The following is a 25,067-nucleotide window of genomic DNA, read 5'->3' as shown; positions in this document are numbered from 1 at the left end:
GAAGCGACGCAGATGTTCTGGCGTCCCCTAGGGGATTCGAACCCCTGTACTCACCGTGAAAGGGTGATGTCCTAGGCCTCTAGACGAAGGGGACAAAGTACTGCTTACACCTTTAATGAAAAAGCCCGTTCAAGCGTGACCTGAACGGGCTTTGTCTGGCGGAGTGGACGGGACTCGAACCCGCGACCCCCGGCGTGACAGGCCGGTATTCTAACCGACTGAACTACCACTCCAGTCTTTACACCATGGCTCGTGAGCGTCGGTCTTTTCTCACAAGCTGCGCTGCTTCTCTTCCGAAGCGACACCGATGTCTTGGCGTCCCCTAGGGGATTCGAACCCCTGTACTCACCGTGAAAGGGTGATGTCCTAGGCCTCTAGACGAAGGGGACAAAATCTTTTCAGATCTGTCTCGTTTCCGCCGCTAACTTTCGTCATCAGCGAAGAACGCTATTCTAACTGCTTAACTACTGCTTGTGAAGTCTTTTTTACCGCTGCATACCGCTCTGCGAAACGACTTCACTTGTTCTGATGGTGGAGGTAAGCGGGATCGAACCGCTGACCTCTTGCATGCCATGCAAGCGCTCTCCCAGCTGAGCTATACCCCCTTGCAGAACAGAAACGAGATTGTAGAGACCGATTTCCGTTCTGTAAATACCCTACTCGCTTTCTTGTGAAAATTTTTTGCATGCAGCTTTTTCGGAGCTGCATGCGTACATGGCCCATTGCAGAAGCGCCGCTTACGCGAGCCCCTTCTCTATGCGGCTCACCGCGACATCGCGACCGAACAGCATCAGCACCGCATCGATCGACGGCGTATGCGTCGTGCCGGCGACGAGCAGGCGCACCGGCATCGCCAGTTGCGGCATCTTGAGCTTGTGCGCTGTCAGCGCCGCCTTCAGCGCGGCAGAAATGCCCTCCTTGGTCCACTCTGCCGTGCGCAATGCCGAAGCGAACTCGGCAAGCGCCGGGCGCACCGCTTCAGTGACGTGCTGCGCGAGCGCTTCGGCTTCAGGCGCCGGCACGCGATAGAACATCGCGGCGTTATCCGCGATCTCCTTGAGCGTCGTCGCGCGGTCTTTCATCAGCGCGACGACACCAGCGAGATCCGCGCCGCCCGCGATCGCCGCTTCGTCGATGCCGAGCTGCGCGAGAAACGGCTTCTCCAGGTCGGCAAGGCGCGCGTTGTCCGCTTCCTTGATGTAGTGATTGTTGAGCCAATTGAGCTTGTCGTGGTCGTACTGCGCCGGCGACTTGCCGAGATGCTCGAGATCGAACCACTCGACGAACTGCTCGCGCGAGAACACCTCCGCATCGCCGTGCGACCAGCCAAGCCGCGCAAGGTAGTTGAGCACCGCTTCAGGCAGGTAGCCTGCGTCGCGATACCCCATCACGCTCATCGCGCCATGACGCTTGCTCATCTTCTCGCCCTGCTCGTTGAGCACCGTCGGCAAGTGCGCGTAGACCGGCGGCTCGGCGCCGAGCGCGCGCAGGATGTTGATCTGGCGCGGCGTGTTGTTGACATGGTCGTCGCCGCGGATCACGTGCGTGATACGCATGTCGAGATCGTCGACTACGACGCAGAAGTTGTAGGTCGGCGTGCCGTCCGGCCGGGCGATCACGAGGTCATCGAGCTCCTCGTTGGAGATCTCGACGCGCCCCTTCACCGCGTCGTCCCACGCGACGACGCCCGTCAGCGGGTTCTTGAAGCGCATCACCGGCTGGACGCCGGCAGGCGGTTGCGGCAGCGTCTTGCCCGGCTCCGGGCGCCACGTGCCGTCGTAGCGCGGCTTCTCGCCAGCTTCACGCTGCCGCTCGCGCAATGCATCGAGCTCTTCCGTCGACATGTAGCACGGGTACGCGAGCCCTTGATCGATCATCTGCTTGAGCACTTCGCGATAGCGGTCCATCCGCTGCATCTGGTAGAACGGGCCTTCGTCGATATCGAGGTCGAGCCACGCCATCCCTTCGAGGATCGCATCGACGGCCTCCGTCGTCGAACGCTCGACATCGGTATCTTCGATACGCAGCACGAACGTCCCCTTCATCTTGCGCGCGAACGCCCACGGGTAAAGCGCGGAACGGATGTTGCCCAGATGGATGAAGCCAGTCGGGCTGGGTGCGAAGCGGGTGCGAACGGAGGTGGTCATAGGCAATTGAAAACTCGAGAACGGGACGCGCGATCGCCGATGGAGTCGCAGCTCGCTGCCGGCTCGCGAATTCGCGGAAAGCAGCGCACGTGTCGCGCGGTGAATCGATTCGAAATAAACGGGAATTATAACCGCCGGCGACTTTTCTCCATGCCGCGGTTCGTCTGCCACGCTTTGCTTTATGATGTCCGCGCGCCGCGCCACGCGTCAGGCGCGATACGGCCGCCCACGCGCGGCCATCTTTGCTTGATTGCGGCGCCGATACCGAACTTGCCGGAGCTGGCCGGCAGTCCGCCCGAATCGAAGCCGGGCCGTGCGCCGCCGCTGGAGAAATCGTTGAAGCCCTCGTCCCCTCGCCTCACCCGCCGCACATTTTCGCTTGCGTGCGCATCGGCCGTGCTGTCCGCTTGCGCCTCGACCGGCACCAAAACCAGCAGTGAATCGGTCGCAAACACTGCCCCGGCTGCTCCGCCTGCCGCGCCGCAGCCAGCCGCCGCGACACGCGAACGCCCGCTTCGTGTCGCGCTCGCGCTCGGTGGCGGGGCAGCGCGCGGCTTCGCGCATATCGGCGTCATCAAGGCGCTCGAAGCGCGCAACATCCAGGTCGATATCGTGTGCGGAACGAGCGCGGGCGCGGTCGTCGGCGCGCTGTATGCCTCGGGCATGAGCGGCATCGCGATCAACAAGCTCGCATTAACGATGGACGAAGCCTCGATCAGCGACTGGGCGATGCCGTTTCGCGCGCGCGGCTTCCTGCAAGGTGTGGCGCTGCAGAACTACCTGAACACGACGCTCAACAACCGGCCGATCGAAAAGATGGCCAAGCCGCTCGGCGTCGTCGCGACCGACTTGAGGAGCGGCCAGCCGATCCTCTTCCAGCGCGGCAATACCGGCATTGCGGTGCGCGCGTCGTGCAGCGTGCCGTCGATCTTCGAGCCGGTGAAGATCGGCGGACACGAGTACGTCGACGGCGGGCTCGTGAGCCCGGTGCCCGCGTCGTTCGCACGCAGGATGGGTGCGGACTTCGTGATCGCGGTAGACATTTCGGCACGTCCCGAATCGGCGCTCACGCAAAGCTCGTTCGACGTGCTGCTCCAGACCTTCACGATCATGGGGCAGACGATCAAGACCTACGAGCTGGAGAAGTACGCCGACTTCGTGATTCGCCCGAATCTCGCGGCCATGGGCGGCAGCGATTTCGGGCAGCGCAACGCGGCCATTCTGGCGGGCGAGGAGGCGGTCGCGAAAAGTTTTGCTGAGTTGCAGCGCAAGCTGGCTGCGAGCCACGCAGCGGCCGCGTAATCAGTGCGGCGGAGGGTTGGCGCGCCATTGCTGCGCGCCCCGCAGATACTTCGCCGCCCAATCGGCATTGCGCGAAAACGCCAAAAGCCTGCTTCAAATGAAGCAGGCTTTTGTATTCGCTTTGAGCGGGATCGAACGGTCGCGACTGCCGGAGCAGCAGCGGCAAACGTCAGTTGCCGTTTCCGCCCAGCGCTGCATTCACACGCTGGCGCAGATCGTCAGCCTTCAACGGAAACTGCGTCTCGATGCGGCGTGCGCCCGTGAAGCGCTTTTCCCAATAGCTGTCATCCAGATCGTCGACGCGGATCGTGCTGCCGGTGGACGGCGAATGCACGAACTTGTTGTCGCCGATGTAGATGCCGACGTGCGAGAACGTACGGCGCATCGTGTTGAAGAAGACGAGATCGCCGGGCTTCAATTCGCTCATGCGAACCTTCTCGCCGACGCGGCTCATTTCCTCTGCGCGGCGCGGCAATGCAAGGCCGAGCGTGTCTTGGAACACGTAGCGCACGAAGCCGCTGCAATCGAGGCCGGAATCCGGCGTATTGCCGCCCCAGCGGTATCGCACGCCAATCATGTTCAGCGCGCCGACGACGACATCGCCAGCCTTGCCGGCCATGCCAGCCAGAAACGACTTCGCACCGCCGGCTGATGGGGCCGCGGTGTCCGCTTGGGAATTCAGGGAAAGATCGGGAGACAGCGAATTCGACCCGTTCTGAGTCAAATTTGCGGCATTCTGATTAAAACTGCTTACTTCGTCGGCGAATGCGCCGGGAGCTGCGGCCATCAGTACGCCAATGAACATCCCGGCGACGGCTCGCGTGCAAACCTGGGCTAGGTATCGGTGCTGCATTGGTCGGTAGATTTTGCTTAAGAATCAGTGGATTGCGAAAAGTTTGGACGATACTAGCCAGTAAGTATAGAAATGTCAAAACAAATTAAAAAATACAATTGAGATACCCCCCTCATTGGGAGAAATCACGCTTGCAATGCCGCCTTCAGTAGCTTTCGAGTGTAAGGATGAGTCGGCTCGGAGAAGATTTTTGCGATATCCCCCGTTTCGACGATCATTCCATCCTGCATCACCATGACGCGATGGGCCATCGCGCCAATCACCTCGAGGTCGTGGCTGATAAATACGAAACCGAGGTTGTATTTGTTCTGCAGATTCGCGAGTAATTTCAAGACCTGCTGCTGGATCGATACGTCGAGCGCGCTCGTCGGCTCGTCGAGAATCAGGATGCGCGGCTCGAGCACGAGCGCCCGCGCAATCGCGATCCGTTGACGCTGCCCGCCCGAAAATTCGTGCGGATAGCGGGTCAGCGCCGTACGATCGAGCCCCACTTCCCTCAACACCGCGATGACTTTTTCGCGCCGCGCCGCGGCGTCGAGTTGCGGACGGTGCAGCGCCAATCCCTCGCCGACGATCCGCTCGATGGTCTGCCGCGGCGAGAGCGAACTGAACGGATCCTGAAATACGACCTGCATGTTCGAGCGCAGCACCGTCTGCTCGTGTCCGCGATAACTCGCGAGCGGCCGCCCCTGGAACTCGACCCCGCCTGCCGAGGTCCGCTGCAATCCCAACAGCGCCATTGCCAGCGTCGACTTGCCCGAGCCCGACTCGCCGACGATGCCGAGCGTCTCCCCTTGCCGCACTGTCACGTTCGCGTTCGCTACCGCAGAGAAGCGCCCGGAGCGGAACCATCCGGCAAAACCTGGCAGCTTGGTGCGAAACGCGACGGAAACGTCGCGCGCCTCGAGCAGGACGGGCGCGATCGGCAGCACCGGCTCGACGGCCCGCTGCGGCCGGCTGTTCAGAAGCCGCTGCGTATACGGATGCTGAGGCGCGGCGAATATCTGATCGACAGGACCGCTCTCGACCAGCACGCCCTGCTCCATTACCGCCACGCGCTGCGCGAAGTGGCGCACGAGGTTCAGGTCGTGCGTGATCAGCAGCACGGCCATGCCGCGCTTTTGCGCCTCGTCGCGCTGCAGTTCCAGCAGCAGGTCGACGATCTGCGCGCGGATCGTGACATCGAGTGCGGTCGTGGGCTCGTCGGCGAGCAACAGGCGCGGCCGGCACGCGAGCGCCATCGCGATCATCGCGCGCTGCCGCTGGCCGCCCGACAGCTGGTGCGCGTAGCTGTTCACGCGCTTGCCCGGTTCGGCGATGCCGGTGCGCGCGAGCAGCTCGACCGCTCGCTTCTTCGCCTCGAGCGGCGGCAGGCCGTCGTGCAGCTCGATCGTCTCCGCGATCTGATCGCCGATCGTGTAGAGCGGGTTGAGCGCCGTCATCGGCTCCTGGAAGATCATCGCGATATCCGAGCCGCGCAGGCCGCGCATCTCGCGCTCGCTCTTTTGCGCGAGGTCTTCGCCCGCAAAGCGGATCGAGCCGCTCACTTCGGCATCGCGCAACAGGCGCAGGATCGCGAGCGCGGTCACGCTCTTGCCCGAGCCCGATTCGCCGACCAACGCGACACGCTCGCCGCGACCGATCGCGAGCGTGACATCGTTGACGGCGAGCGTCTCGCCAAAGCTCACCCGCAGGCGCTCAAGCGACAGCAGCGGCTCGCCCGCGGCCGCGTCGCGCGAATTCATATTCGGCGTCATCGGCGTGCTCATTGGTTGCCTCCGGCGCGCATCGCATCGGCGATCCGTGTATCGAGGGCGTTGCGCAACGCGTCGCCCATGAACGTCAGCAACAGCAGCGTCGCCACGAGCACACCGAACGTCGACAGCGAGATCCACCAGGCATCGAGATTCGCCTTGCCTTGGGCGAGCAATTCGCCAAGGCTCGGTGTCGGCGGCGGCACGCCGAGGCCGAGGAAGTCGAGGCTCGTCAGTGCAAGAATCGAACCGCTCATGCGAAACGGCAAGAACGTGATGACGGGCGTGAGACTGTTGGGCAGCACGTGACGCCAGATGATCTGCCAGTTCGACAGCCCCATCGCGCGCGCCGCGCGCACGTAGTCCTGCGTGCGGTTGCGCAGGAACTCGGCGCGCACGTAGTCCGACAAGCCGATCCAGCCGAACAGCGAAAGCAGCACGATCAAGAGCAAAAAGCTCGGCTCGAAGATCGAAGCAAAGATGATCAGCAGATAGAGCTCGGGCAGCGAGCTCCAGATTTCGATGAGCCGCTGTCCGGTGATGTCGATGCGGCCGCCGAAGTATCCCTGCACGGCGCCCGCGAGAATGCCGATGACGGTGCCGATGAAGGTCAGCACGAGACCGAATTCGACCGACACGCGAAAGCCGTAGAGAAGACGCGCGAACAGGTCGCGCCCCTGCGCGTCGGTGCCGAGCCAGTTCTCGCGCGATGGCGGCGCCGGGTTCGGCTGGTTCGAGAAGTAGTTGAGCGTGTCGTAGTAGTAGTGGTTCGGCGGATAGATCGCGAAGCTGCCGGGTGCATCGAGCCGATGGCGGACATAGGGATCGAGGTAGTCGGCGGGCGTCGGGAAGTCGCCGCCGAAGGCCGTCTCCGCATAGGTCTTCACGATCGGAAAATACAGATGCCCGCCGTAGCGCACGACGAGCGGCTTGTCGTTCGACCACAGCGGGCCCGCCAGGCTCGCAAGGAACGCGACGGCGAAGACGATGAGGCTCCAGTAGCCGAGACGCTGCTGCTTGAAGCGCAGCCACACACGGCGCGCCGGCGACGGCGAGACGAACGCGCGCGCGGGCTCGGTGCGGACTTGCGCGTCGCTATCGTTGCGGGGACGGACTCGGCTCATGTCAGTAGGCGGGTGTCGGGAGCGGCTTCATTTCAGCGCTCCAGTTGTTCGAATTGAATGCGCGGATCGACCCAGACGTAGCAGAGATCGGAGATGAGCTTCGTCGCGAGCCCGATCAGCGTGAAGAGATAGAGCGTGCCGAGTACGACCGGATAGTCGCGCCGCACGACGGATTCATACGACAGCAAGCCGAGGCCGTCGAGCGAGAAAAGCGTTTCGATCAGCAGGCTCCCGGTGAAGAACGCGCCGATGAACGCAGCCGGGAAACCGACGATCAGCGGCAGCATCGCATTGCGAAACACATGCTTCCAGAGCACGCGGCGCTCGGAGAGGCCCTTCGCGCGCGCGGTCAGCACGTATTGCTTGTGGATCTCGTCGAGAAACGCGTTCTTCGTCAGCATCGTGACGACCGCGAAGCTGCCGACCACCGACGCCGTGATCGGCAGCGTGATGTGCCACAGATAATCGACGATCTTGCCGGCGAGGCTCAGCTGCGCGAAGTTGTCGGACGTGAGGCCGCGCAGCGGAAAGAGCTGCAGGAACGACCCGCCGCCGAACAGCACGAGCAGCAGCACGCCGAGCACGAAACCGGGAATCGCGTAGCCGACGAGCACGACGACGCTCGACGAGATATCGAACGGCGAGCCGTTGCGCACGGCCTTGGCAATGCCGAGCGGGACGGATATCAGGTAGGTGAGAAAGAATGTCCATAGGCCGATGCTGATCGAAACCGGCAGCTTCGACACGATCAGCGACCACACGCTCTGGTGACGGAAATAGCTTTGTCCGAGATCGAAGCGCGCGAAGCGCGAGAGCATCAGCCAATAGCGTTCGAGCGGGGGTTTGTCGAAGCCGTAGAGCGCCTTCAATTGCGCGATCTGCTGCGCGTCGACGCCCGTGTGCGCACGCAGCCCGAAAGGCGCGTGCCCTTCCGCCTGCCCCTTCTTCAGCTCATACGCTGCCTGCTCAACGGGCCCGCCCGGCACGAACTGGATCACGGCGAACGTGATGGTCAACACGCCGAGCAGCGTCGGGATCATCAGCAGCACGCGTTTGAGAATGTAGCTCCACATAGACCGTCACCCGTGAGCGAGCAAAACCGTTAAGCAGGACTGGAAGTCGCGGCAAGCGCGCCGGAGTCAGTTCACCGGCTGCGCCGGCGAAGGCTGCGTGAACCACCACTCCGACACGATCCAGTCGTTCGCCTCATAGTACAGCGGCAACGTCTTCGGATAAGCAAGTTCGCGCTTGTACGCAATCCGGTGCGTCGCGCTGTACCAATGCGGCACCACGTAGTAGCCACGCGTCAGCACACGGTCGAGCGCGCGCGCCGCGTCGGTCAGTTGTTCGCGCGTCTGCGCGTGGACCAGCTCCGATAAAAGCTCGTCGACCGCGGGCGACTTGAGGCCGAACATGTTGTCCGAGCCCTGCTCGTCCGCCGTCTTGCTGCTGAAACGGCTGACCTGCTCCTGTCCAGGCACGGGCGAGCCCGGCCAACGGATTGTTGTCATGTCGTAGTCGAAGGCTTCATAGCGCTTCTGGATCAGTGCGAAATCGACGGTGCGGAATGTCGCCGTGATGCCAAGCTTGCCAAGGTTGCGTATGTAAGCCGTCACGACGGGCTCCATCCCACCTGCGGAGCCGCTGTCGTCGAGAATTTCGAACGTGAACGGCTGATCCTTCGCGTTGCGCAACGCGCCGTCGCGATAGGTCCACCCAGCCTCCGCCAGCAGAGCGCGGGCCTTCAGCAGATTCGCCCGCAACGAATTGGGCGGGTCCGTATCAGGCTGGACGGCCATCGGGCCAAACACGGCGGAATCCAGTTGTGCGCGCAACGGATTGAGCAGCGCCAGTTCTCCCGCGCTCGGCATGCCCCTCGCCTGCATGTCGCTATCGGCGAAGTAGCTGTTAAGACGCGTATAGCCGCCAAAGAACAGTTGCCGGTTCAGCCATTGGAAGTCGAACGCAAGATCGAGCGCCTCGCGCACGCGCACGTCCTGGAAAAGCGGCCGGCGCAGGTTCATGAAGAAGCCCTGCATTCCTGCGCCGTTGTGCTGCCGGAATTCGCGCTTGATCAGCTCGCCGTTGTCGAAGCGCTTGCCGACGTCGCGCCGCACCCAGTTGCGCGCGATGTATTCGACGAGCGCGTCGTACTCGCCCGCCTTGAACGCCTCTAGCCGCGCGGTGTTGTCCGAGTACAGCTTGTAGGTGATGCGCTCGAAATTATTGGTGCCGACGCGCACCGGCAGCGCCGCGCCCCAATAAGAAGGATCGCGCCGATAGGTGATCGTCCGCGCGCCGGAGTAGCTCTCGACCAGGTACGGACCACTCCCGATCGGCTTTTGAAACGCGAGCTGATCGAACGGAATGCGGCTGCCGTCCGGCTTCATGCCCCACTTGTGAGAAAACACCGGCATGCTGCCCGCGAGCAGCGGCAACTCGCGGTTGGGCTGGCGGAACTCGAAGCGGACCGTCGCCGGATCGACAACGACAGCGCGCTTGATGTCGGCAAAGAAGGCCGCGAACTGCGGCGCCGCCAGCTTGCTCGTCAGCGTATCGAACGAATACTTGACGTCATCGGCCGTTACCGGGTCGCCGTTCGAGAAATGCGCGCGCGGATTGATATGAAACGTAACCGACAAGCGATCCTGCGCGATGCCGATGTCGTCGGCGAGCAGGCCATAGGCCGACGCCACCTCGTCCGAACTGCCCGTGGTCAGGCTCTCGAACAGCATGCCGATGCCGGGCGCCGGGTTGCCTCGCATCGTGAACGGATTGAATTTATCGAAGCTCGTAAGCCGATCCGGGTTCGCGAGCACCAGCGTGCCGCCCTTGGGCGCATCGGGGTTCACGTAGTCGAAGTGCTTGAAGTCCGGCGGATACTTCGGCTCGCCGTATTGGGCGATCGCGTAGACCGCATATGCGGCATGTGGTGCGAAGAGCCCCAGCGACGTACAAACAGCGATCAAAACGCGTGCAACGAGCGCGTGCGTACGAAGCGAAAGACGGTCGCGCAAGCGCGTGCAAGTGGAAGCGCGCCGATGCGCGCGACGTGGAGAGGCCCAGCGCGAGCCGATCGTCATATTGGCTTATTGGTCAGTTGGTGTTTGCAATGTGAGAGAATTCTAACCAAAATCCCGCACCGGCCGGCAGCGCGCACATTTGCGCAGCGGCACGGCACGCCGACTTCATTAGGAGAATTCATGGGCTTTCTCGCTGGTAAACGCATTTTGCTGACAGGACTGCTGTCGAACCGCTCGATTGCTTACGGCATCGCGCAGGCCTGCAAACGCGAAGGCGCCGAATTGGCGTTTACGTACGTCGGCGAACGCTTCAAGGATCGCATCACCGAATTCGCCGCCGAATTCGGCAGCAACCTCGTCTTTCCGTGCGACGTCGCCGACGATGCGCAGATCGAAGGCGTCTTCGCATCGCTCAAGGAACATTGGCCTAGCCTCGACGGCCTCGTCCACTCCATCGGCTTCGCGCCGCGCGAGGCGATCGCGGGCGATTTCCTCGACGGCATGACGCGCGAAAATTTCCGCATCGCCCACGACATTTCCGCGTACAGCTTCCCCGCGCTCGCGAAAGCCGCGCTGCCGATGCTGTCGGAAAACGCCTCCTTGCTCACCCTCTCCTACCTAGGCGCGGAAAAGGCGATTCCGAACTACAACACGATGGGCGTGGCCAAGGCTGCACTCGAAGCAAGCGTGCGCTACCTCGCCGTCTCGCTCGGCAAGAAAGGCATTCGCGTGAACGCCATCTCCGCCGGCCCGATCAAGACGCTCGCTGCGAGCGGCATCAAAGGCTTCGGCAAGATCCTCGACTTCGTCGAAGAAAACGCGCCGCTCAAGCGCAACGTCACGATCGAGCAAGTCGGCAATGCGGGCGCGTTCCTGCTGTCCGACCTGGCGAGCGGCATGACGGCTGAGATCATGCACGTCGACAGCGGCTTTAGCGCGGTGGTCGGCGGGATGGCGGCCGCCAGCGAGTAAGCCGGCCAATATGCGCTAAATGGCGAGCAGCGCTTGAAGCGGTCGCCATGCCCCCCATAAAGAAACCGCCCTTACGGGCGGTTTCTTTTATCTCACGCTGCATCACGCAGACGTCACCGGCAGTGCGTCAGTCGTCGTGGTCGTGGTGCCAGCCCCGATGCTCACCATGCCAGCCCTCATCACCATGCCAGCCGTGGTCCGGACCGCCATGGTGGCGATACCAGTCATCCCGGCCCCAGTAGCGGCGACCGTCCCAGTAGCGGTCACCGTGCCAGCCGATCACGATCGCCGGCGCGACATACACAGGCGCTGGCTGATAGACGACGGGCGGCGGAGGCGGCGGCGCATAGACCGGTGCGGGGGCGACGTACACCGGCGCCGGGATGCCGATATTGATACCGACGTCCACATGCGCCATGGCGGCGCTCGAAACGCCAATTGCCAGCCCCCCGACGAGCAGTGAAAGAATGCGTGCGGATTTCATGGACTCACCTTTTGTGCGAAATGTGGTGTTGCTGGGCGCAATATAGCGCACGGATCCCGTCCGGCGTATTTCAAACTTGTAACGACTGATGCACAAGATCGCCCACGACCAACGGACGTTACGTTTCGTTACATGAATGGGTGATCCAGCACAGACGCACCCGCGCGCAAACAATCTATACGCGAATATCGGCTTGCCAATGCAGCCCTTGAGGGTGCCTTTCTAATTCTTTTATCCAGGAAGGGCTTGATTAGCGATCCCAATTAAAATCGAATGAGAATGAAGAAAGCGGCAAATCGTCGCAACTCGATCTGCGGAATGCACAGCAAAAGACCCGCAAAAAAACAAAACCCCGTAGAGCCGCAACTCTACGGGGTTTCGCCACCATTGCTGGCGGAGACGGAGGGATTCGAACCCTCGATCCAGGTTTTGGCCCAGATGCTCCCTTAGCAGGGGAGTGCCTTCGACCTCTCGGCCACGTCTCCCAAACCTTCGCTCGCGCAGGGAGTCAGCGCGACGAAGCCAAGATAATAGCGGGTTCGCGGCCGAAGGTCAAACGTATGACGCAATTTTCTCGCCAGGTTTGCCCATTCGCTGCGCGATGTATTGCGCGCACCGTGCTCACACCACCGCCTACCTCATTTCCATTACGCCTGATCGAGTTCAAACGCCTTATGCAGCGCGCGCACGGCGAGCTCCATGTACTTCTCGTCGATCAGCACCGAGATCTTGATTTCGGAGGTCGAGATCATCTGGATGTTGATGCCCTCTTCCGACAGCGTACGGAACATCTTGCTCGCGATGCCGACGTGCGAACGCATGCCCACGCCCACCACCGACACCTTCGACACCTTCGGATCGCCCAGCACCTGCTCCGCGCTGACGTGGCCCTTTACCTGGTTGACGAGGATGTCCATCGCGCGCTGATAGTCGCCACGGCCGACCGTGAACGTGAAGTCGGTTTTGCCTTGCACGCTCTGGTTCTGGATGATCATGTCGACGTCGATGTTCGCGTCCGCCACCGGGCCGAGAATCTGATACGCGATGCCCGGCTTGTCGGGCACGCCCATCACCGCGATGCGGGCTTCGTCGCGCTGGAACGCGATGCCCGAGATGACTGCTTTTTCCATGGTCTCGTCTTCTTCAAAAGTAATCAGGGTGCCCGACTTCATTTCCTCTTCGAGCGGGATCTGCGGATCTGTCAGGCTCGACAGCACGCGCGTCTTCACCTGATATTTGCCGGCGAACTCCACCGAGCGGATCTGCAAGACCTTCGAACCCAGGCTCGCCATCTCCAGCATTTCTTCGAACGTCACGCGATCGAGCCGGCGGGCGCTGTCCACGACGCGCGGATCGGTCGTATAGACGCCGTCGACGTCTGTATAGATCAGGCATTCTTCAGCTTTCAGCGCGGCCGCGACCGCGACCGCCGAGGTGTCGGAACCGCCGCGGCCGAGCGTCGTGATGTGGCCTTCGGGATCGACGCCCTGGAAGCCCGTGATGACGACCACTTTGCCTTCGCTGAGGTCGCGCATCACGCGCTCGTCGTCGATCGCGTGGATGCGGGCTTTCGTGAAGGAGCTGTCGGTCTTGATCGGGACCTGCCAGCCGGCGTAGCTGACGGCTTCGACGCCGAACTCCTGCAATGCGATCGACAAGAGACCGACGCTCACCTGCTCGCCGGTGGACGCAATCATGTCGAGTTCGCGCGGGCTCGGCTGGCTCGTTATCTCTTTGGCGAGGCCGAGGAGCCGGTTGGTTTCGCCGGACATCGCCGACGGCACGACGACCAACTGGTGGCCGGCCTGGTGCCATTTCGCGACGCGCTTGGCGACGTTCTTGATGCGCTCGACCGAGCCCATCGAGGTGCCGCCGTATTTATGTACGATGAGTGCCATTGTCGTTCTGAACTGAAAGAGTAACCGCGCTTGACTGACCTGAATGCGCTCAGCGGACCGCAAGACTGCCGTTCGGTCACACGCCTTATGAGCTTAGGACGACGACGATGGGTGGCGGCGAAGCATGCACGCGTTGCCTGCCGGCATGCGCGGGTTTGCTCGTTAAATGGACGCAAGAAACCGCAAAAGGGCGCAAAAAACGCCAAAACAATGCGCCAAGCGGAAACAAAAGCGGATTGAGCAAACGATTGAGCGTACTCGATAGACGCCGAAAAGACAAGCCGGAGCGAGGCAGGCTTTGACGGAAAGCGCCGCAAGGAGCTTACGGCGGGAGCTTGTGGCGCAAAAGATCGGCACGCGCCAGCGGCGTACCGGGCCGCCGCCTCCATTACGCGACGATCAGATCGGGACGCCATTCGATGCGCCGGCTCGGCTGTCCCGTCCGTAGTGGCGCTTCGCCACGCAGCGCGTCTCGGTTCAAGCCGATGAGCGGCACGAACAGCAAGTGGTCGCCAAGATAGACAAGCGGGACGTCCCGCTTCCACGACGGCACGCCGAGCTCCTGGAACAGATTCTTGAGCGTGCGTGTCGGACCGTGCGGCGCCACTCGCATGCGCTCGCCGCCCGCGCGCGAACGGGCTGTCAGCGGCGCTTGCTGCAACAGCGCTTCCGAAACCGCGTCGGGAGCGTCGCCCGCAGCCGGCACGAAGACGAACGAGCCGCGCCAGAGGGGCAAGCGCCACACCTCCTCGCCACGCCAAGCCAATTCGCTCGGCGGCCTGACAGCGAGCGCGGTTTCGTCGGCGGAGTCGGCGCTGTCGCCCGCTTCCCAATAGATTTCGCCGCGGTAAAGACGCAGGCATTGCCCTGCGTGATCGACGCGCAATCGATGATCGCCGCTCGCATCGCGCAACTGGCGCAAGGCATCGGTGAGGCGGCCGGCCGAGGCCGTGGGCAGGCCGAGCGTGCGCATCCAGAAACGGAGCACGTTGAGCGCGCGCTCGTCGTCCAGCGCGAGCAGCGCTGCCTGCGACAAGGCACGGCCTTCGTCGCGCGTCACCGTCCGCATGTCGAGCTCGGCCAGATCGTCGAGCAGACGCTGCGCGCTGGCGGCATGCCGGGCTGTGCGGGCGAGCGCATCGCGAAAACCGGGAAAATGAACGGCCAGTGCGGGAATCACGTCATGACGCAGCGCGTTGCGCGCGTAGCGTGTGTCGGTGTTCGATTCGTCTTCGATCCAGCGCAAGTCGAGCGAGCGCGCGTAGGCTTCGAGCTGTCCTCGCAGCAGATGGAGCAACGGGCGTGCACGCGGCACCATCGATACGCCCTCGGCGCGTTCCTGCGCCATCGCCGCGAGCCCGGCAACACCCGCGCCGCGTAGCAATTGCAGGAGCACGGTTTCGGCCTGATCGTCGGCGTGCTGGGCAAGCCACAGCGTAGCGGCGCCATGACGCTCGCACATCGCCTCGAGCGCGCGATATCGTGCGTCGCGCGCCAGCGCTTCGACGCTCTCGCCCGGCTCGCGAGTCACCTCGACCCGCCGAGCCTCGAAGCTCACGCCACATGCGCGCGCCGTCGACTCGCAATGCGCGAGCCATCGATCCGCGTTCGGGCTGAGCCCGTGATGAACATGTAGCGCGACGCAGCGCGCAGGCCCGGCGACGCGCACAGCCGCATCGAGCAGCACCGTCGAATCGAGACCGCCGCTGTAGGCGAGCGCTATGCGCGCGTCGCCGGGCAACGCCAAAAGCGCACTGCCGATCGCATCGAGAACGATGTGATCGGCAGTGGAATCGGAGGAGGAGGTCACAGCAGCGAGGCGCGCAGCGCCCGAGTGCGAACGAACTGCGAGCGCGTCATGCGCCCGGCGTCGTTTCCTTGAATTTACCGTACGCCATCAGGCGCTCGAAACGGCGCTCGCGCAAGTCCGCCGTGCTCATGCCCTGGAACTGGCGCAGCGTATCGGCGAGCGCGCGACGCAACAGCGCAGCCATGCCCTTCGGGTCGCGATGCGCGCCGCCGAGCGGTTCGTTGACGATCTTGTCGATGAGCCCCAGCGCCTTCAGGCGATGCGCCGTCAGACCCAGCGCCTCGGCAGCGTCCGGCGCCTTCGCCGCGCTCTTCCAGAGGATCGACGCGCAGCCTTCCGGCGAGATCACCGAATAGGTCGAGAACTGCAGCATCAGCACGCTGTCGGCGACGGCGATCGCGAGCGCGCCGCCCGAGCCGCCCTCGCCGATCACGGTCGCGATGATCGGCGTCTTCAGCTCCGCCATCACGTAGAGATTGCGGCCGATCGCTTCCGACTGCCCGCGCTCTTCCGCACCGATGCCGGGATAGGCGCCCGGCGTATCGATGAACGTGAAGATCGGCAAGCCGAACTTCTCGGCGAGACGCATCAGGCGCTCAGCCTTCCGATACCCCTCAGGACGCGGCATGCCGAAATTGCGCGCCGCGCGCTCCTTCGTGTCGCGGCCCTTCTGCTGGCCGATCACCATGCACGGGTGGCCATTGAAGCGCGCGAGACCACCGACGATCGACAAGTCGTCCGCATACGAACGGTCACCATGCAGTTCGTGAAAATCGGTGAACAGCTCGTTCACGTAGTCGAGCGTATAGGGCCGCTGCGGATGACGCGCGATTTGCGAAACCTGCCACGGAGTCAGGTTCGCGTAGAGATCCTTCGTGAGCTGCTGGCCTTTCTTGGACAGCCGCTCGATTTCTTCCGAAATATCGACGGCCGAATCGTCCTGCACGAAGCGCAACTCTTCAATCTTCGCTTCGAGCTCAGCGATTGGCTGTTCGAAATCCAGAAAAGTGGTTTTCATTTGTTCGAATCCTTGGACTTGCCGGGCAGCGCGTATTCTAACCGCGCCCGCCGATGTCAAAATCGAAACACAACTATCGATTTCGAGATATCGATAGTCAATTTAGCCGCATCAGTCGCCGTTGGCGAGCGGGTCGAGACTGCGCCACATATACCAGGTCGCGACCGTGCGCCACGGCTCCCAGTTCGCGGCCACCTCGCGAGCCTCGCTGCGCGTGACCGGCTCGCCGCTGAAATAGTTGACGCTGATCGCGCGAATGAGGCCGAGGTCGTCGAGCGGCAGCACGTCGGGCCGCGACAGGTTGAAGATCAGGAACATCTCCGCCGTCCAGCGGCCGATGCCGCGAATCTGCGTCAGCTCGGCAATCACGGCCTCGTCTTCCATCGACATCCATTTGTCGACGTGCAACGCGCCCGACACGAAGTGTTGCGCGAGATCGAGTATGTACTCGGTCTTGCGCTTCGACAGTCCGCATGCAACCAGCTTCTCTTGCCCGAGCTTGATGAACTGCTGCGGCGTCAGTTTCGGGCACGCCGCTTCGATGCGCTGCCAAACGGCCTGCGCAGCCTGAACGGAAATCTGCTGGCCGACGACCGAGCGCGCAAGCGTCACGAACGGATCACCGCCGTTGATCAGGTGCACCGGTCCGAACTTCGGAATCAGCTTCTTGAGGATGCGGTCGCGCTTGACGAGATCGGCGCACGCGCCGTCCCAGTACGGAGGACGTGTGTCGGAGGGAGCCCGCGCGCTAATCTGGACCGGCACCGCCGCTTCTGTCGACGAGCCCGCGCGCGTCTTGCGCGTGGCCTCGCCGTCGCGTGCGAACTCCTGAATCCCGGGAGCGTCTGCCGCGCCGTTGGGTTTCGACGCTTTCGCCTTCGATGCGCGCGCCGCCTTCTCCGCGTGCCCGGCGGCGCCGTTGAGCAAACGTTTGACCGACGCCTTCTTCAACGGAGACGCTTTGCCGCCGTCGTCCAGCGATGCTTTCGACACGCTCGTCTTGCGCGCGCGCATTGTCTTCACTGCTGCCGCGGATTGTTGCGGCGCCGCCCGTTTAGCCGGCGCCTTCCTGGCCGTTGCCATCTTGCCTCCTGCCTGGCGAGTCGATCAGAGGGACGTTCGATAGGCGCTCATACACGGCGCCACTCGGTCAACCCGCCCGGTTTGTCTTCAAGTGCAATCCCGGCTTCGAGCAATGCGGCACGAATCCGGTCTGCTTCGGCATAGTTCTTGGCCTGCTTCGCAGCGACACGGGCCGCGATCTGCGCTTCGATCGCGGCGGCATCGAGCGACGCTTCGCTTGCGCTGCCGCCCGCCTGCTGCAGAAACACGCGCGGCTCGCGGCCGAGCAGGCCGACGACTTGCGCAAGCCTCTTCAACTGGCGAGCAAGCCCTCGATCGCGCGTGCGATTCACCTCGCCCGCCAGCTCGAACAGCACCGACACCGCGACCGGCGTATTGAAGTCGTCGTTCATCGCCGCGCGGAACCGCTGCGCATGCGCTTCGTTCCAGTCGAGCGCCTCGTCGTCCGGACTTGCTTCCTTCAGCGCGACATACAAGCGCGTGAGCGCGGCGCGCGCGTCGTCGAGATGCACGTCGCTGTAATTGAGCGGCGAACGGTAATGCGCGCGCGCAATGAAGAAGCGCACGACTTCCGCATCGTACTTCGCCAGCACGTCGCGAATCGTGAAGAAGTTGCCGAGCGATTTCGACATCTTTTCATTGTCGATCTGCACGAAGCCGTTGTGCATCCAATAACTGACGAAGGTTTGATGGGTCGCGCCTTCGCTCTGTGCAATTTCGTTCTCGTGGTGCGGAAACTGCAGGTCCTGGCCGCCACCGTGCAGGTCGAAGTGCTCGCCGAGCAGCGTGCAGCTCATCGCCGAGCACTCGATATGCCAACCGGGACGGCCACGTCCATACGGCGAATCCCAGATCGTATCGGCCGGCTCGTCGGGCTTCGCACTCTTCCACAGCACGAAGTCGAGCGGATCTTCTTTCGCATCGTTGGCCGCCACGCGCTCGCCCGCGCGCAAATCTTCGAGCGACTTGCCCGACAGCTTGCCGTAGTTCGCGAACTTGCGCACTGCGTAATTGACATCGCCGTCCTTGGCCCGATACGCATAACCATTTGCCTCGAGCTTCTCGATCATGCCGAGCATCTGCGGGATGAAATCGGTTGCACGCGGCTCGATATCCGGACGCTCGATGCCGAGCGCATCGGCATCTTCGTGCATCGCCGCGATGAAGCGGCCGGTCAGCGCCTTGATCGACTCGCCGTTCTCGACCGCGCGGCGGATGATCTTGTCGTCGACGTCGGTGATGTTGCGCACGTAGGTCACCCGGTAGCCGAGCGTGCGCAACCAGCGCTGCACGATGTCGAACACGACCATCACGCGCGCGTGGCCCACGTGGCAGTAGTCATACACCGTCATCCCGCAGACATACATTCGCACTTCGCCCTCACGGCGCGGCACGAAAAGTTGCTTGTCACGCGCGAGCGTGTTGTAGATGCGCAGAGATTCCATAGAGACGATGCGTGGGCCGAGAGATATCCGCACTTGGCGCCGCACGCCACGCATTCGAAACACATGACGAATGCGGGACATGTGACAGAGCCGGTGCGCGAGCGTGAACGCTTGAAGCGGCGGTCAAACTGCGATCGAGGCGGAGACGACCACGAGTGGCGATGGACAGTCTGCTGTTCGAGGAAACCAGCAGACGTTTTGTTAGAATGGGTCGGAGTATAACATCCCGACTTAAGCCTATGAAACCTTCCAGCGGCCGCGCGCCACGCGCTGCGACCCTCGCCGCGTCTATCTTGTGCGGCATTGCTCTGACCGCGCTGCCAGGCCTCTCCGCGCACGCACAACAAGTGTCGACCGCGGTCGCCGACGGCACGCCGCAGCTCGATGCGTCGATCGCCAGCCAGAACTGGAATGCGGCGCTGATCCAGCTCGACGAGCGCATCAAGACACACCCGCGCGATGCGCAGGCAAAGTTCAAGCGCGGCACCGTGCTCGCGCACCTGAATCGCGACGACGACGCGATCCGGCAATTCGTCGAGCTGACGCAGACCTATCCGGAACTGCCCGAGCCGTACAACAACCTTGCGACGCTCTATGCAAAGGAAGGCCGCTACGAAGATGCGCGCGCCGCGCTCGAGACGGCCATCAAGGTGAATCCGAGCTACGGCCTCGCCTACGAAAATCTCGGCGACTTGTACCTGCGGCTCGCCGCCGAATCGTACAAGCGAGCGCAGGCACTCGGCCACGCGAGCGGCGCGACCGCGCAGCGCCTTGCCGATCTCCAGAAAGTGATCGCTCCGCCCGTCCCGGCGAAAAAGACCGCCGCGGCAAAGCCGGCCTCGGCTGCCGTGCCGTCGTTCCCGGTCAATTCCACGCCGTCGTACCAATACGGCGTCTCGAACGGGTCGCTGGCCATGCCTCCTTACGTCGCGCCGTCGCAGTGAGCGCGCGGCTTCTTTTTCTCCACCCTGAGGAATTCCATGAAAAGCTTGTTGTTGGCGCTCGGCAGCGCCGCTCTGATCGCGAACGCGCCCGCGTTTGCGCAAACGGCCGCGCCCGCCGCGCATCCGACCGTCCTCTTCAAGACGACGGACGGCGACTTCCGCGTCGAGCTCTATCCCGAGAAGGCGCCGAAGACGGTCGCCAATTTTCTCGACTACGTGAAGTCCGGCCAGTACAGCGGCACGATCTTCCATCGCGTGATTCCGGGCTTCATGGTCCAGGGTGGCGGCTACACGGCGAGCTACGTCGAGAAGCCGACACGCGCGCCGATTCCGCTCGAAAGCCGTAACGGCCTGAAGAACACCGTCGGCACAATCGCGATGGCGCGCACGAGCGATCCGAACTCGGCCACCGCGCAGTTCTTCATCAATACCGTCGACAACGCCGGCCTCGACTACCCGAACCCGGACGGCAACGGCTACGCCGTGTTCGGCAAGGTGACCTCGGGCATGGACGTCGTAAAGAAGATCGAAGGCACGCCGACCACCACGCGTGGCCCGATGGCGGACGTCCCGCAAACGCCGATCGTGATCGAATCGGCGGCGGTGGTATCCAAATAACAGGCTGCTGACGCAACCGGCGGGAACGCGCTAACGTAACGGAATACAGCGTAGTTCGCGCGGCCCCGCCCGCCCCCTCCCTCTACTCAAGGATCGCATCATGGTCGAACTGCACACGAACCACGGCATCATCAAGCTCGAACTGGACGCCGAAAAGGCGCCGAAATCGGTCGAGAACTTCCTCAGCTACGTGAAGAAAGGCCATTACGACAACACGGTCTTCCACCGCGTGATCGACGGCTTCATGATTCAAGGCGGCGGCTTCGAGCCGGGCATGAAGCAGAAGCCGACCGACGCCCCGATCGATAATGAAGCGAACAACGGCCTGAAGAACGTGAAGGGCTCGATTGCGATGGCGCGCACGAACGATCCGCACTCGGCCACCGCGCAATTCTTCATCAACGTGAACGACAACGACTTCCTGAACCACTCGTCGCCGACGCCGCAAGGCTGGGGCTACGCCGTGTTCGGCAAGGTCGTCGAAGGGATCGAGGTCGTCGACAAGATCAAGAAAGTGAAGACGGGCTCGAAGGGCTTCCATCAGGACGTGCCCGCCGAGGATGTCGTGATCGAAAAGGCTGTCATCGTCGATTGAGCACGAGTTACTTACGTGAGAAGAGCGCCGCGGGGCGCACGGACACGCCGCGCAGCGTCGCGGCGGGCGTGCCGGACGAAGTCGGCCGCACGCGCCCGCACGCGCCGCGCCCGCTGCTCTTCATCTCCGACCTTCACTTGAGCGAGGCGATTCCGCACACGGTCGCCGCGTTCGAGCACTTCGTCCGCGTGACGGCCGACAACGCCGATTCCGTCTTCATTCTCGGCGACCTGTTCGAGTACTGGATCGGCGACGACATGCTTTTCGCCGACCCCTTCGCCGCACGCATGGCGGCGCTGATGCATACGCTGTCCGAGCGCGGCATCGCGCTCTACATCATGCACGGCAATCGCGATTTCCTGCTGGGCAAGCGCTTCATGAAAGCGGCCGGCGCGATCTGGCTGCCCGACCCGTTCGTCATGACGGCATTCGGTTCGCGCATCGTGCTTGCGCACGGCGATGCGCTTTGCACCGCGGATAGGAAATATCAGACGTTTCGCCGCTTCGCGCGCAGCCGCGTGGCACAACTGCTGTTTCTGGCGTGGCCGTTCAAATGGCGGCGCGCGCTCGCCGAGCGGATGCGCAGCGCGAGCGAAGAAGGGCGGACGCGTCCTGTCTCGCCGCTTTACGACGTCACGCCCGAAGGTGTGGAAACGCTCTTCAAGGCAAGCAAGACATCGACAATGATCCACGGACACACGCACCGCCCGGCGCGCCACCAGGAAAGCGGCGGCACGCGCTGGGTGCTGCCCGACTGGGATCTCGACCACGGCAAACGGCGCGGCGGCTATCTGCGCATCGACGCCGAAGGCATCCGCGCGCTGCCGCTCGATTGAGCGGCATCATTCCTGCACCGCTTATTCCTGCACCGCTTTCCCTTCGATCGCCGCCGACAAGCGCCGCAAGTCGAGGAGCGCCGCATCCGCGCCCTGCAACGCCTCCAGGCGCGCACCGAGCCGCTCGAGCGCCGCGACGATTTCGTCGACACGCTGCGCTTCCTTCGCGGCGTGATCGATCAGGCCATGCAACGCCAGTGACACAGGATCGTCGGCGTTCGGCGTGATGCCGTACGCGCAGAACCCGGCGCGTTCCGGCGTGCGCTTGGTATCGGCGGGCATCACGACGCGCGCGGGATTGCCGACGGCGGTGCCGCCCGCGGGCACCGGCTTTACCACGACGGCATTCGAGCCGATTTTCGCCTCGGCGCCGATCGTGAAGCCGCCCAGCACCTTCGCACCGGCCCCGACAATCACGCCGCGCTCGAGCGTCGGGTGACGTTTCGCGCCTCGCGTGAGCGAGGTCCCGCCGAGCGTTACGCCCTGGTAGATCGTGCAACCGTCGCCGACCTCGGCCGTCTCGCCGATCACGACGCCCATCCCGTGATCGATGAACACGCGCCGGCCGATTGTCGCGCCTGGGTGGATCTCAATGCCGGTCAGGAAGCGCGCCACCTGCGATACGAACCGCGCCAGCCAGCGGCGCTTGCCGCGCCAGCAGGCGTGGGCGAACCGATGCAGAACCAACGCGTGCAGGCCCGGGTAGCACGTGAGAACTTCCCAGGCGCTGCGAGCGGCGGGATCGCGCTCGCGTATCGTGGCGATATCTTCGCGAAGTCTCGTGAACATGGTCGTGATCGTAGGGGTGAGCCGGTCGCGGCGGCGAAAGCGCGGAACAGCAGTTCCGCTCATATGCTTATGACGAACGCCGATTTTAGAGCGAAGCAAGCCGATGTGCTTGACTCGCTTCTTCGCCACAATACGCGCGCGGGTATTTCGCGCTCGGGCCCGCTGCTACCTCTCCTGATCGCGCGCCTTCAGCAAGATGTGCTTGGCGATGCCGCGCACGATGTTGACCTCCTCGCGCTCGAGCCCCGAGCGCGCGAAAAGCCGGCGCAGTCTCGACATCAGCTTCTTCGGATTGGCGGGATCGAGAAACTCCAGCGCGATCAGCGCGTTCTCCAAATGAACGAACATCCGCTCGATCTCGTCACTGGAGGCGCGCGGGCCGCCCGCGCCGGCAGGCGCCTCGCCGCCCGGCTCGCCGAGATACGCCATGCGCAGTTCGTAGGTCAGCACCTGGATCGCCTGTGCAAGATTGAGCGAGCTGTAGGCCGGATTGGCCGGAATGTGCGCGAGTGCACTGCACCGTTCGACATCCTCGTTGGACAAGCCCGTACGCTCGTTGCCGAACACGAGCGCGATGTCGCCGTTCGTGGCGTGCCGGAATGCCTCTTGGGCAGCCACGCGCGGCGCGAGCTGCGGCGGCCCGTACTCGCGCAGCCGCGCCGTGAGCGCGATCGACCAATGCACGCCCGTCAGTGCATCGGCGAGCGTCGGCACGACGTGGGCGGAGGCGAGCACGTCGTCGGCGCCGCTCGCCATGGCGATAGCCTCCGGATCGCTCTGCACGTGCGCGACCCTCGGCGCGACGAGCACGAGCCGCGAAAAGCCCATCGTCTTGAGCGCGCGCGCCGCGGCGCCCACGTTGCCGGGATGGCTCGGCTCCACGAGTACGAAGCGCGTCGACGTGAACCCGCCGCGCGGCGCGCCGGCACAATCGGCATTGTCTGTTACGGCCGACGGCTCGCCGCCCGGCGGGCGATGTGGTGTATTTGGATGATTCAAGATGACAAGAGAAAAACCGTGACGTGCAGCCGGCGCAATCCGCGCCGAGGAGATCTGCGGGAAGTAAGTATGGTATCGCCAACCCAGGGCGAACCCAATCTGCCGTTCGGCCAGGTTGTGCGCGGCGCACGAGTTCGCGCAAACTTGGTGCAAAGCCGAACCGAGCGAAGCCAGACGCCACCGGCATGCGAAGCTCTGCCGGAATATGCCCGACTCGGGTAAAATCACGCACATTCGCGCGTGCCGCCCCGTCGTTGATCGGCGAGCAGCCTACGCCCCGCTCTTCTTCAATTCGTCTCCGTCGACGGAATTCGTGACCGTTCACGCGTTCCGGCCGGTTTAGCTCATTACCGGGCAGCGCTTGTGCATGCCCGGCACAAGGAACCAGGCTCATGCATCCCATGCTCAACATCGCCGTCAAGGCCGCCCGCCGCGCCGGACAGATCATCAACCGCGCCTCGCTCGATCTCGACCTGATCCAGGTCAGCAAGAAGCAGCACAACGATTTCGTCACGGAGATCGACAAGGCATCGGAAGCGGCGATCATCGATACGATCAAGACCGCCTACCCCGATCACGCCATCCTCGCCGAAGAATCCGGCCGCTCCGAAAATGAATCCGAGTACCAGTGGATTATCGATCCGCTCGACGGCACGACCAACTTCATCCACGGCTTCCAGTACTACTGCGTGTCGATCGCGCTCTCCCACAAGGGCATTGTCACGCAGGCCGTCGTCTACGACCCGACTCGCAACGATCTCTTCACCGCCTCGCGCGGCCGCGGCGCATACCTCAACGATCGCCGCATCCGCGTCGGCCGCCGCGACCGGCTCGCCGATTCGCTGATCGGCACGGGCTTCCCGTTCCGCGAGAAGGACGGCCTCGATGCCTATTGCCGCCTGTTCGCGGAGATGACCCACGCGTGCACGGGCCTGCGCCGCCCGGGCGCCGCCGCGCTCGACCTCGCCAATGTGGCTGCGGGCCGCATGGATGGCTTCTTCGAGCAAGGCATCAACGCCTGGGACATGGCGGCAGGCAGCCTCTTGATCACCGAAGCCGGCGGCCTCGTCGGCAACTACACGGGCGACTCCGAATTCCTGCATCTCGGCGAGATCGTCGCGGCGAACCCGAAGGTGTACGCGCAAATGGTGCCGATCCTGAGCCCTTACAGCCGTACCCGGCAAGCGGCAGCATGATGTAAGGCGACGAAAGCGGCTGCGGCCGCTTTTTTGTTATAAGGCTGTGTTGCAACTCTTCGTGCACGCGCTATCCGCCCCTCGCCGCGGCGAGGACGCGGGCGCGCTCGCCGCGCACCACGATTTCCATGCTTGCCGAAACAGCGATGGCCGCCTCGGCAACCCGCAGTTCCCGCC

The 25,067-nt window shown here is 63.3% G+C and carries 21 protein-coding genes and 5 tRNA genes; 7 read left to right on the top strand and 19 right to left on the bottom strand.

Going from position 1 to position 25,067, the window contains the following annotated elements; all coding sequences use genetic code 11:
- Positions 1 to 18: 18 nt before the first annotated feature.
- The 5 genes from FAZ69_RS26645 to gltX all read right to left on the bottom strand — a co-directional run bounded on the left by FAZ69_RS26645 (position 19) and on the right by gltX (position 2,147).
- Positions 19 to 94 (bottom strand) — tRNA-Glu (locus FAZ69_RS26645).
- A gap of 62 nt (positions 95 to 156) precedes the next feature.
- A tRNA-Asp gene (locus FAZ69_RS26640) sits at positions 157 to 233 on the bottom strand.
- A gap of 80 nt (positions 234 to 313) precedes the next feature.
- Positions 314 to 389, bottom strand: a tRNA-Glu gene (locus FAZ69_RS26635).
- 140 nt (positions 390 to 529) lie between these two features.
- Positions 530 to 605 (bottom strand) — tRNA-Ala (locus tag FAZ69_RS26630).
- A gap of 132 nt (positions 606 to 737) precedes the next feature.
- Positions 738 to 2,147, bottom strand: coding sequence for a glutamate--tRNA ligase (gene gltX, locus FAZ69_RS26625; RefSeq protein WP_136898089.1), 1,410 nt, complete (start codon positions 2,145 to 2,147; stop codon positions 738 to 740).
- A gap of 336 nt (positions 2,148 to 2,483) precedes the next feature.
- Between gltX and FAZ69_RS26620 the strand changes: the two genes are divergently transcribed.
- Entirely contained in the window at positions 2,484 to 3,449 is a 966-nt protein-coding gene (locus FAZ69_RS26620; RefSeq protein ID WP_169708769.1) for a patatin-like phospholipase family protein, read from the top strand.
- A 169-nt stretch (positions 3,450 to 3,618) separates the two neighbouring features.
- On the opposite strand, the gene FAZ69_RS26615 is transcribed toward FAZ69_RS26620, so the two are convergent.
- The 5 genes from FAZ69_RS26615 to FAZ69_RS26595 form a co-directional block, all read right to left on the bottom strand.
- Entirely contained in the window at positions 3,619 to 4,302 is a 684-nt protein-coding gene (locus FAZ69_RS26615; RefSeq protein ID WP_136898087.1) for a C40 family peptidase, read from the bottom strand.
- 125 nt (positions 4,303 to 4,427) lie between these two features.
- Complete coding sequence (locus FAZ69_RS26610) at positions 4,428 to 6,071, bottom strand: ABC transporter ATP-binding protein (RefSeq protein ID WP_240702474.1); 1,644 nt, start codon at positions 6,069 to 6,071, stop codon at positions 4,428 to 4,430.
- Positions 6,068 to 7,180 carry an ABC transporter permease gene (locus FAZ69_RS26605; RefSeq protein ID WP_136898086.1) on the bottom strand — a complete coding sequence of 371 codons (1,113 nt, stop codon included), beginning with the start codon at positions 7,178 to 7,180 and terminating at the stop codon, positions 6,068 to 6,070. Before FAZ69_RS26605 ends, FAZ69_RS26610 begins: the two co-directional genes overlap by 4 nt.
- Positions 7,181 to 7,212: 32 nt before the next feature.
- Positions 7,213 to 8,253 (bottom strand): microcin C ABC transporter permease YejB, encoded by a 1,041-nt coding sequence (locus FAZ69_RS26600; protein WP_136898085.1) that lies wholly within the window; start codon positions 8,251 to 8,253, stop codon positions 7,213 to 7,215.
- A 66-nt stretch (positions 8,254 to 8,319) separates the two neighbouring features.
- Positions 8,320 to 10,263: an extracellular solute-binding protein gene (locus FAZ69_RS26595; RefSeq protein WP_136898084.1), complete on the bottom strand. Its 1,944-nt coding sequence runs from the start codon at positions 10,261 to 10,263 to the stop codon at positions 8,320 to 8,322.
- A gap of 120 nt (positions 10,264 to 10,383) precedes the next feature.
- Here FAZ69_RS26595 and fabI point away from each other — a divergent pair, with 120 nt between their 5' ends.
- Entirely contained in the window at positions 10,384 to 11,175 is a 792-nt protein-coding gene (gene fabI / locus FAZ69_RS26590; RefSeq protein ID WP_136898083.1) for an enoyl-ACP reductase FabI, read from the top strand.
- Between the two features lie 127 nt (positions 11,176 to 11,302).
- On the opposite strand, the gene FAZ69_RS26585 is transcribed toward fabI, so the two are convergent.
- The 7 genes from FAZ69_RS26585 to cysS form a co-directional block, all read right to left on the bottom strand.
- Complete coding sequence (locus FAZ69_RS26585; RefSeq protein WP_136898082.1) at positions 11,303 to 11,659, bottom strand: hypothetical protein; 357 nt, start codon at positions 11,657 to 11,659, stop codon at positions 11,303 to 11,305.
- A gap of 391 nt (positions 11,660 to 12,050) precedes the next feature.
- Positions 12,051 to 12,144: transfer RNA gene (locus tag FAZ69_RS26580), tRNA-Ser, on the bottom strand.
- A gap of 162 nt (positions 12,145 to 12,306) precedes the next feature.
- Positions 12,307 to 13,557 carry an aspartate kinase gene (locus FAZ69_RS26575; protein WP_136898081.1) on the bottom strand — a complete coding sequence of 417 codons (1,251 nt, stop codon included), beginning with the start codon at positions 13,555 to 13,557 and terminating at the stop codon, positions 12,307 to 12,309.
- Between the two features lie 388 nt (positions 13,558 to 13,945).
- Positions 13,946 to 15,367 carry a tRNA lysidine(34) synthetase TilS gene (gene tilS, locus FAZ69_RS26570; RefSeq protein WP_136898080.1) on the bottom strand — a complete coding sequence of 474 codons (1,422 nt, stop codon included), beginning with the start codon at positions 15,365 to 15,367 and terminating at the stop codon, positions 13,946 to 13,948.
- Between the two features lie 46 nt (positions 15,368 to 15,413).
- On the bottom strand, positions 15,414 to 16,385 hold the full coding sequence (locus FAZ69_RS26565) for an acetyl-CoA carboxylase carboxyltransferase subunit alpha (protein WP_136898079.1): 972 nt from the start codon (positions 16,383 to 16,385) through the stop codon (positions 15,414 to 15,416).
- Between the two features lie 111 nt (positions 16,386 to 16,496).
- Complete coding sequence (locus FAZ69_RS26560) at positions 16,497 to 17,468, bottom strand: DNA-3-methyladenine glycosylase family protein (protein ID WP_136898078.1); 972 nt, start codon at positions 17,466 to 17,468, stop codon at positions 16,497 to 16,499.
- A 47-nt stretch (positions 17,469 to 17,515) separates the two neighbouring features.
- Positions 17,516 to 18,913 carry a cysteine--tRNA ligase gene (gene cysS / locus FAZ69_RS26555; protein WP_136898077.1) on the bottom strand — a complete coding sequence of 466 codons (1,398 nt, stop codon included), beginning with the start codon at positions 18,911 to 18,913 and terminating at the stop codon, positions 17,516 to 17,518.
- Positions 18,914 to 19,152: 239 nt separating this feature from the next.
- On the opposite strand from cysS, the gene FAZ69_RS26545 reads away from it, so the two are divergent.
- The 4 genes from FAZ69_RS26545 to FAZ69_RS26530 all read left to right on the top strand — a co-directional run bounded on the left by FAZ69_RS26545 (position 19,153) and on the right by FAZ69_RS26530 (position 21,906).
- Positions 19,153 to 19,857, top strand: a complete 705-nt coding sequence (locus FAZ69_RS26545; RefSeq protein WP_136898075.1) for a tetratricopeptide repeat protein — start codon at positions 19,153 to 19,155, stop codon at positions 19,855 to 19,857.
- 36 nt (positions 19,858 to 19,893) lie between these two features.
- Entirely contained in the window at positions 19,894 to 20,475 is a 582-nt protein-coding gene (locus FAZ69_RS26540; RefSeq protein ID WP_136898074.1) for a peptidylprolyl isomerase, read from the top strand.
- A 100-nt stretch (positions 20,476 to 20,575) separates the two neighbouring features.
- Positions 20,576 to 21,070, top strand: a complete 495-nt coding sequence (locus FAZ69_RS26535) for a peptidylprolyl isomerase (RefSeq protein ID WP_136898073.1) — start codon at positions 20,576 to 20,578, stop codon at positions 21,068 to 21,070.
- A gap of 68 nt (positions 21,071 to 21,138) precedes the next feature.
- Positions 21,139 to 21,906 carry a UDP-2,3-diacylglucosamine diphosphatase gene (locus FAZ69_RS26530; RefSeq protein ID WP_136898138.1) on the top strand — a complete coding sequence of 256 codons (768 nt, stop codon included), beginning with the start codon at positions 21,139 to 21,141 and terminating at the stop codon, positions 21,904 to 21,906.
- A 21-nt stretch (positions 21,907 to 21,927) separates the two neighbouring features.
- On the opposite strand, the gene cysE is transcribed toward FAZ69_RS26530, so the two are convergent.
- Both cysE and FAZ69_RS26520 read right to left on the bottom strand, forming a co-directional pair.
- Positions 21,928 to 22,695 carry a serine O-acetyltransferase gene (cysE, locus tag FAZ69_RS26525; RefSeq protein WP_136898072.1) on the bottom strand — a complete coding sequence of 256 codons (768 nt, stop codon included), beginning with the start codon at positions 22,693 to 22,695 and terminating at the stop codon, positions 21,928 to 21,930.
- Positions 22,696 to 22,860: 165 nt separating this feature from the next.
- Positions 22,861 to 23,733 carry an RNA methyltransferase gene (locus tag FAZ69_RS26520; RefSeq protein ID WP_439654804.1) on the bottom strand — a complete coding sequence of 291 codons (873 nt, stop codon included), beginning with the start codon at positions 23,731 to 23,733 and terminating at the stop codon, positions 22,861 to 22,863.
- A gap of 353 nt (positions 23,734 to 24,086) precedes the next feature.
- Between FAZ69_RS26520 and FAZ69_RS26515 the strand changes: the two genes are divergently transcribed.
- The gene (locus FAZ69_RS26515) at positions 24,087 to 24,890 is read left to right on the top strand and encodes an inositol monophosphatase family protein (protein ID WP_136898071.1); all 804 of its coding nucleotides are present in this window, start codon (positions 24,087 to 24,089) and stop codon (positions 24,888 to 24,890) included.
- Positions 24,891 to 25,067 lie beyond the last annotated feature (177 nt).

It is taken from the genome of Trinickia terrae (assembly GCF_005144415.1).
GTDB classification, from domain to species: Bacteria; Pseudomonadota; Gammaproteobacteria; order Burkholderiales; family Burkholderiaceae; genus Trinickia_A; species Trinickia_A terrae.
This window is presented reverse-complemented; position numbering and strand designations above follow the sequence as displayed.

Excerpts from the sequence above, each read along its gene's own strand:
- cysS (WP_136898077.1), bottom strand. The coding sequence starts at position 18,913 with ATGGAATCTCTGCGCATCTACAACACGCTCGCGCGTGACAAGCAACTT.
- FAZ69_RS26560 (WP_136898078.1), bottom strand. The coding sequence starts at position 17,468 with ATGGCAACGGCCAGGAAGGCGCCGGCTAAACGGGCGGCGCCGCAACAA.
- FAZ69_RS26595 (WP_136898084.1), bottom strand. The coding sequence starts at position 10,263 with ATGACGATCGGCTCGCGCTGGGCCTCTCCACGTCGCGCGCATCGGCGC.
- FAZ69_RS26585 (WP_136898082.1), bottom strand. The coding sequence starts at position 11,659 with ATGAAATCCGCACGCATTCTTTCACTGCTCGTCGGGGGGCTGGCAATT.
- FAZ69_RS26565 (WP_136898079.1), bottom strand. The coding sequence starts at position 16,385 with ATGAAAACCACTTTTCTGGATTTCGAACAGCCAATCGCTGAGCTCGAA.
- fabI (WP_136898083.1), top strand. The coding sequence starts at position 10,384 with ATGGGCTTTCTCGCTGGTAAACGCATTTTGCTGACAGGACTGCTGTCG.
- FAZ69_RS26535 (WP_136898073.1), top strand. The coding sequence starts at position 20,576 with ATGGTCGAACTGCACACGAACCACGGCATCATCAAGCTCGAACTGGAC.
- FAZ69_RS26615 (WP_136898087.1), bottom strand. The coding sequence starts at position 4,302 with ATGCAGCACCGATACCTAGCCCAGGTTTGCACGCGAGCCGTCGCCGGG.
- FAZ69_RS26515 (WP_136898071.1), top strand. The coding sequence starts at position 24,087 with ATGCATCCCATGCTCAACATCGCCGTCAAGGCCGCCCGCCGCGCCGGA.
- FAZ69_RS26600 (WP_136898085.1), bottom strand. The coding sequence starts at position 8,253 with ATGTGGAGCTACATTCTCAAACGCGTGCTGCTGATGATCCCGACGCTG.
- gltX (WP_136898089.1), bottom strand. The coding sequence starts at position 2,147 with ATGACCACCTCCGTTCGCACCCGCTTCGCACCCAGCCCGACTGGCTTC.
- FAZ69_RS26545 (WP_136898075.1), top strand. The coding sequence starts at position 19,153 with ATGAAACCTTCCAGCGGCCGCGCGCCACGCGCTGCGACCCTCGCCGCG.
- FAZ69_RS26540 (WP_136898074.1), top strand. The coding sequence starts at position 19,894 with ATGAAAAGCTTGTTGTTGGCGCTCGGCAGCGCCGCTCTGATCGCGAAC.
- FAZ69_RS26610 (WP_240702474.1), bottom strand. The coding sequence starts at position 6,071 with ATGAGCACGCCGATGACGCCGAATATGAATTCGCGCGACGCGGCCGCG.
- cysE (WP_136898072.1), bottom strand. The coding sequence starts at position 22,695 with ATGTTCACGAGACTTCGCGAAGATATCGCCACGATACGCGAGCGCGAT.
- FAZ69_RS26605 (WP_136898086.1), bottom strand. The coding sequence starts at position 7,180 with ATGAGCCGAGTCCGTCCCCGCAACGATAGCGACGCGCAAGTCCGCACC.
- FAZ69_RS26575 (WP_136898081.1), bottom strand. The coding sequence starts at position 13,557 with ATGGCACTCATCGTACATAAATACGGCGGCACCTCGATGGGCTCGGTC.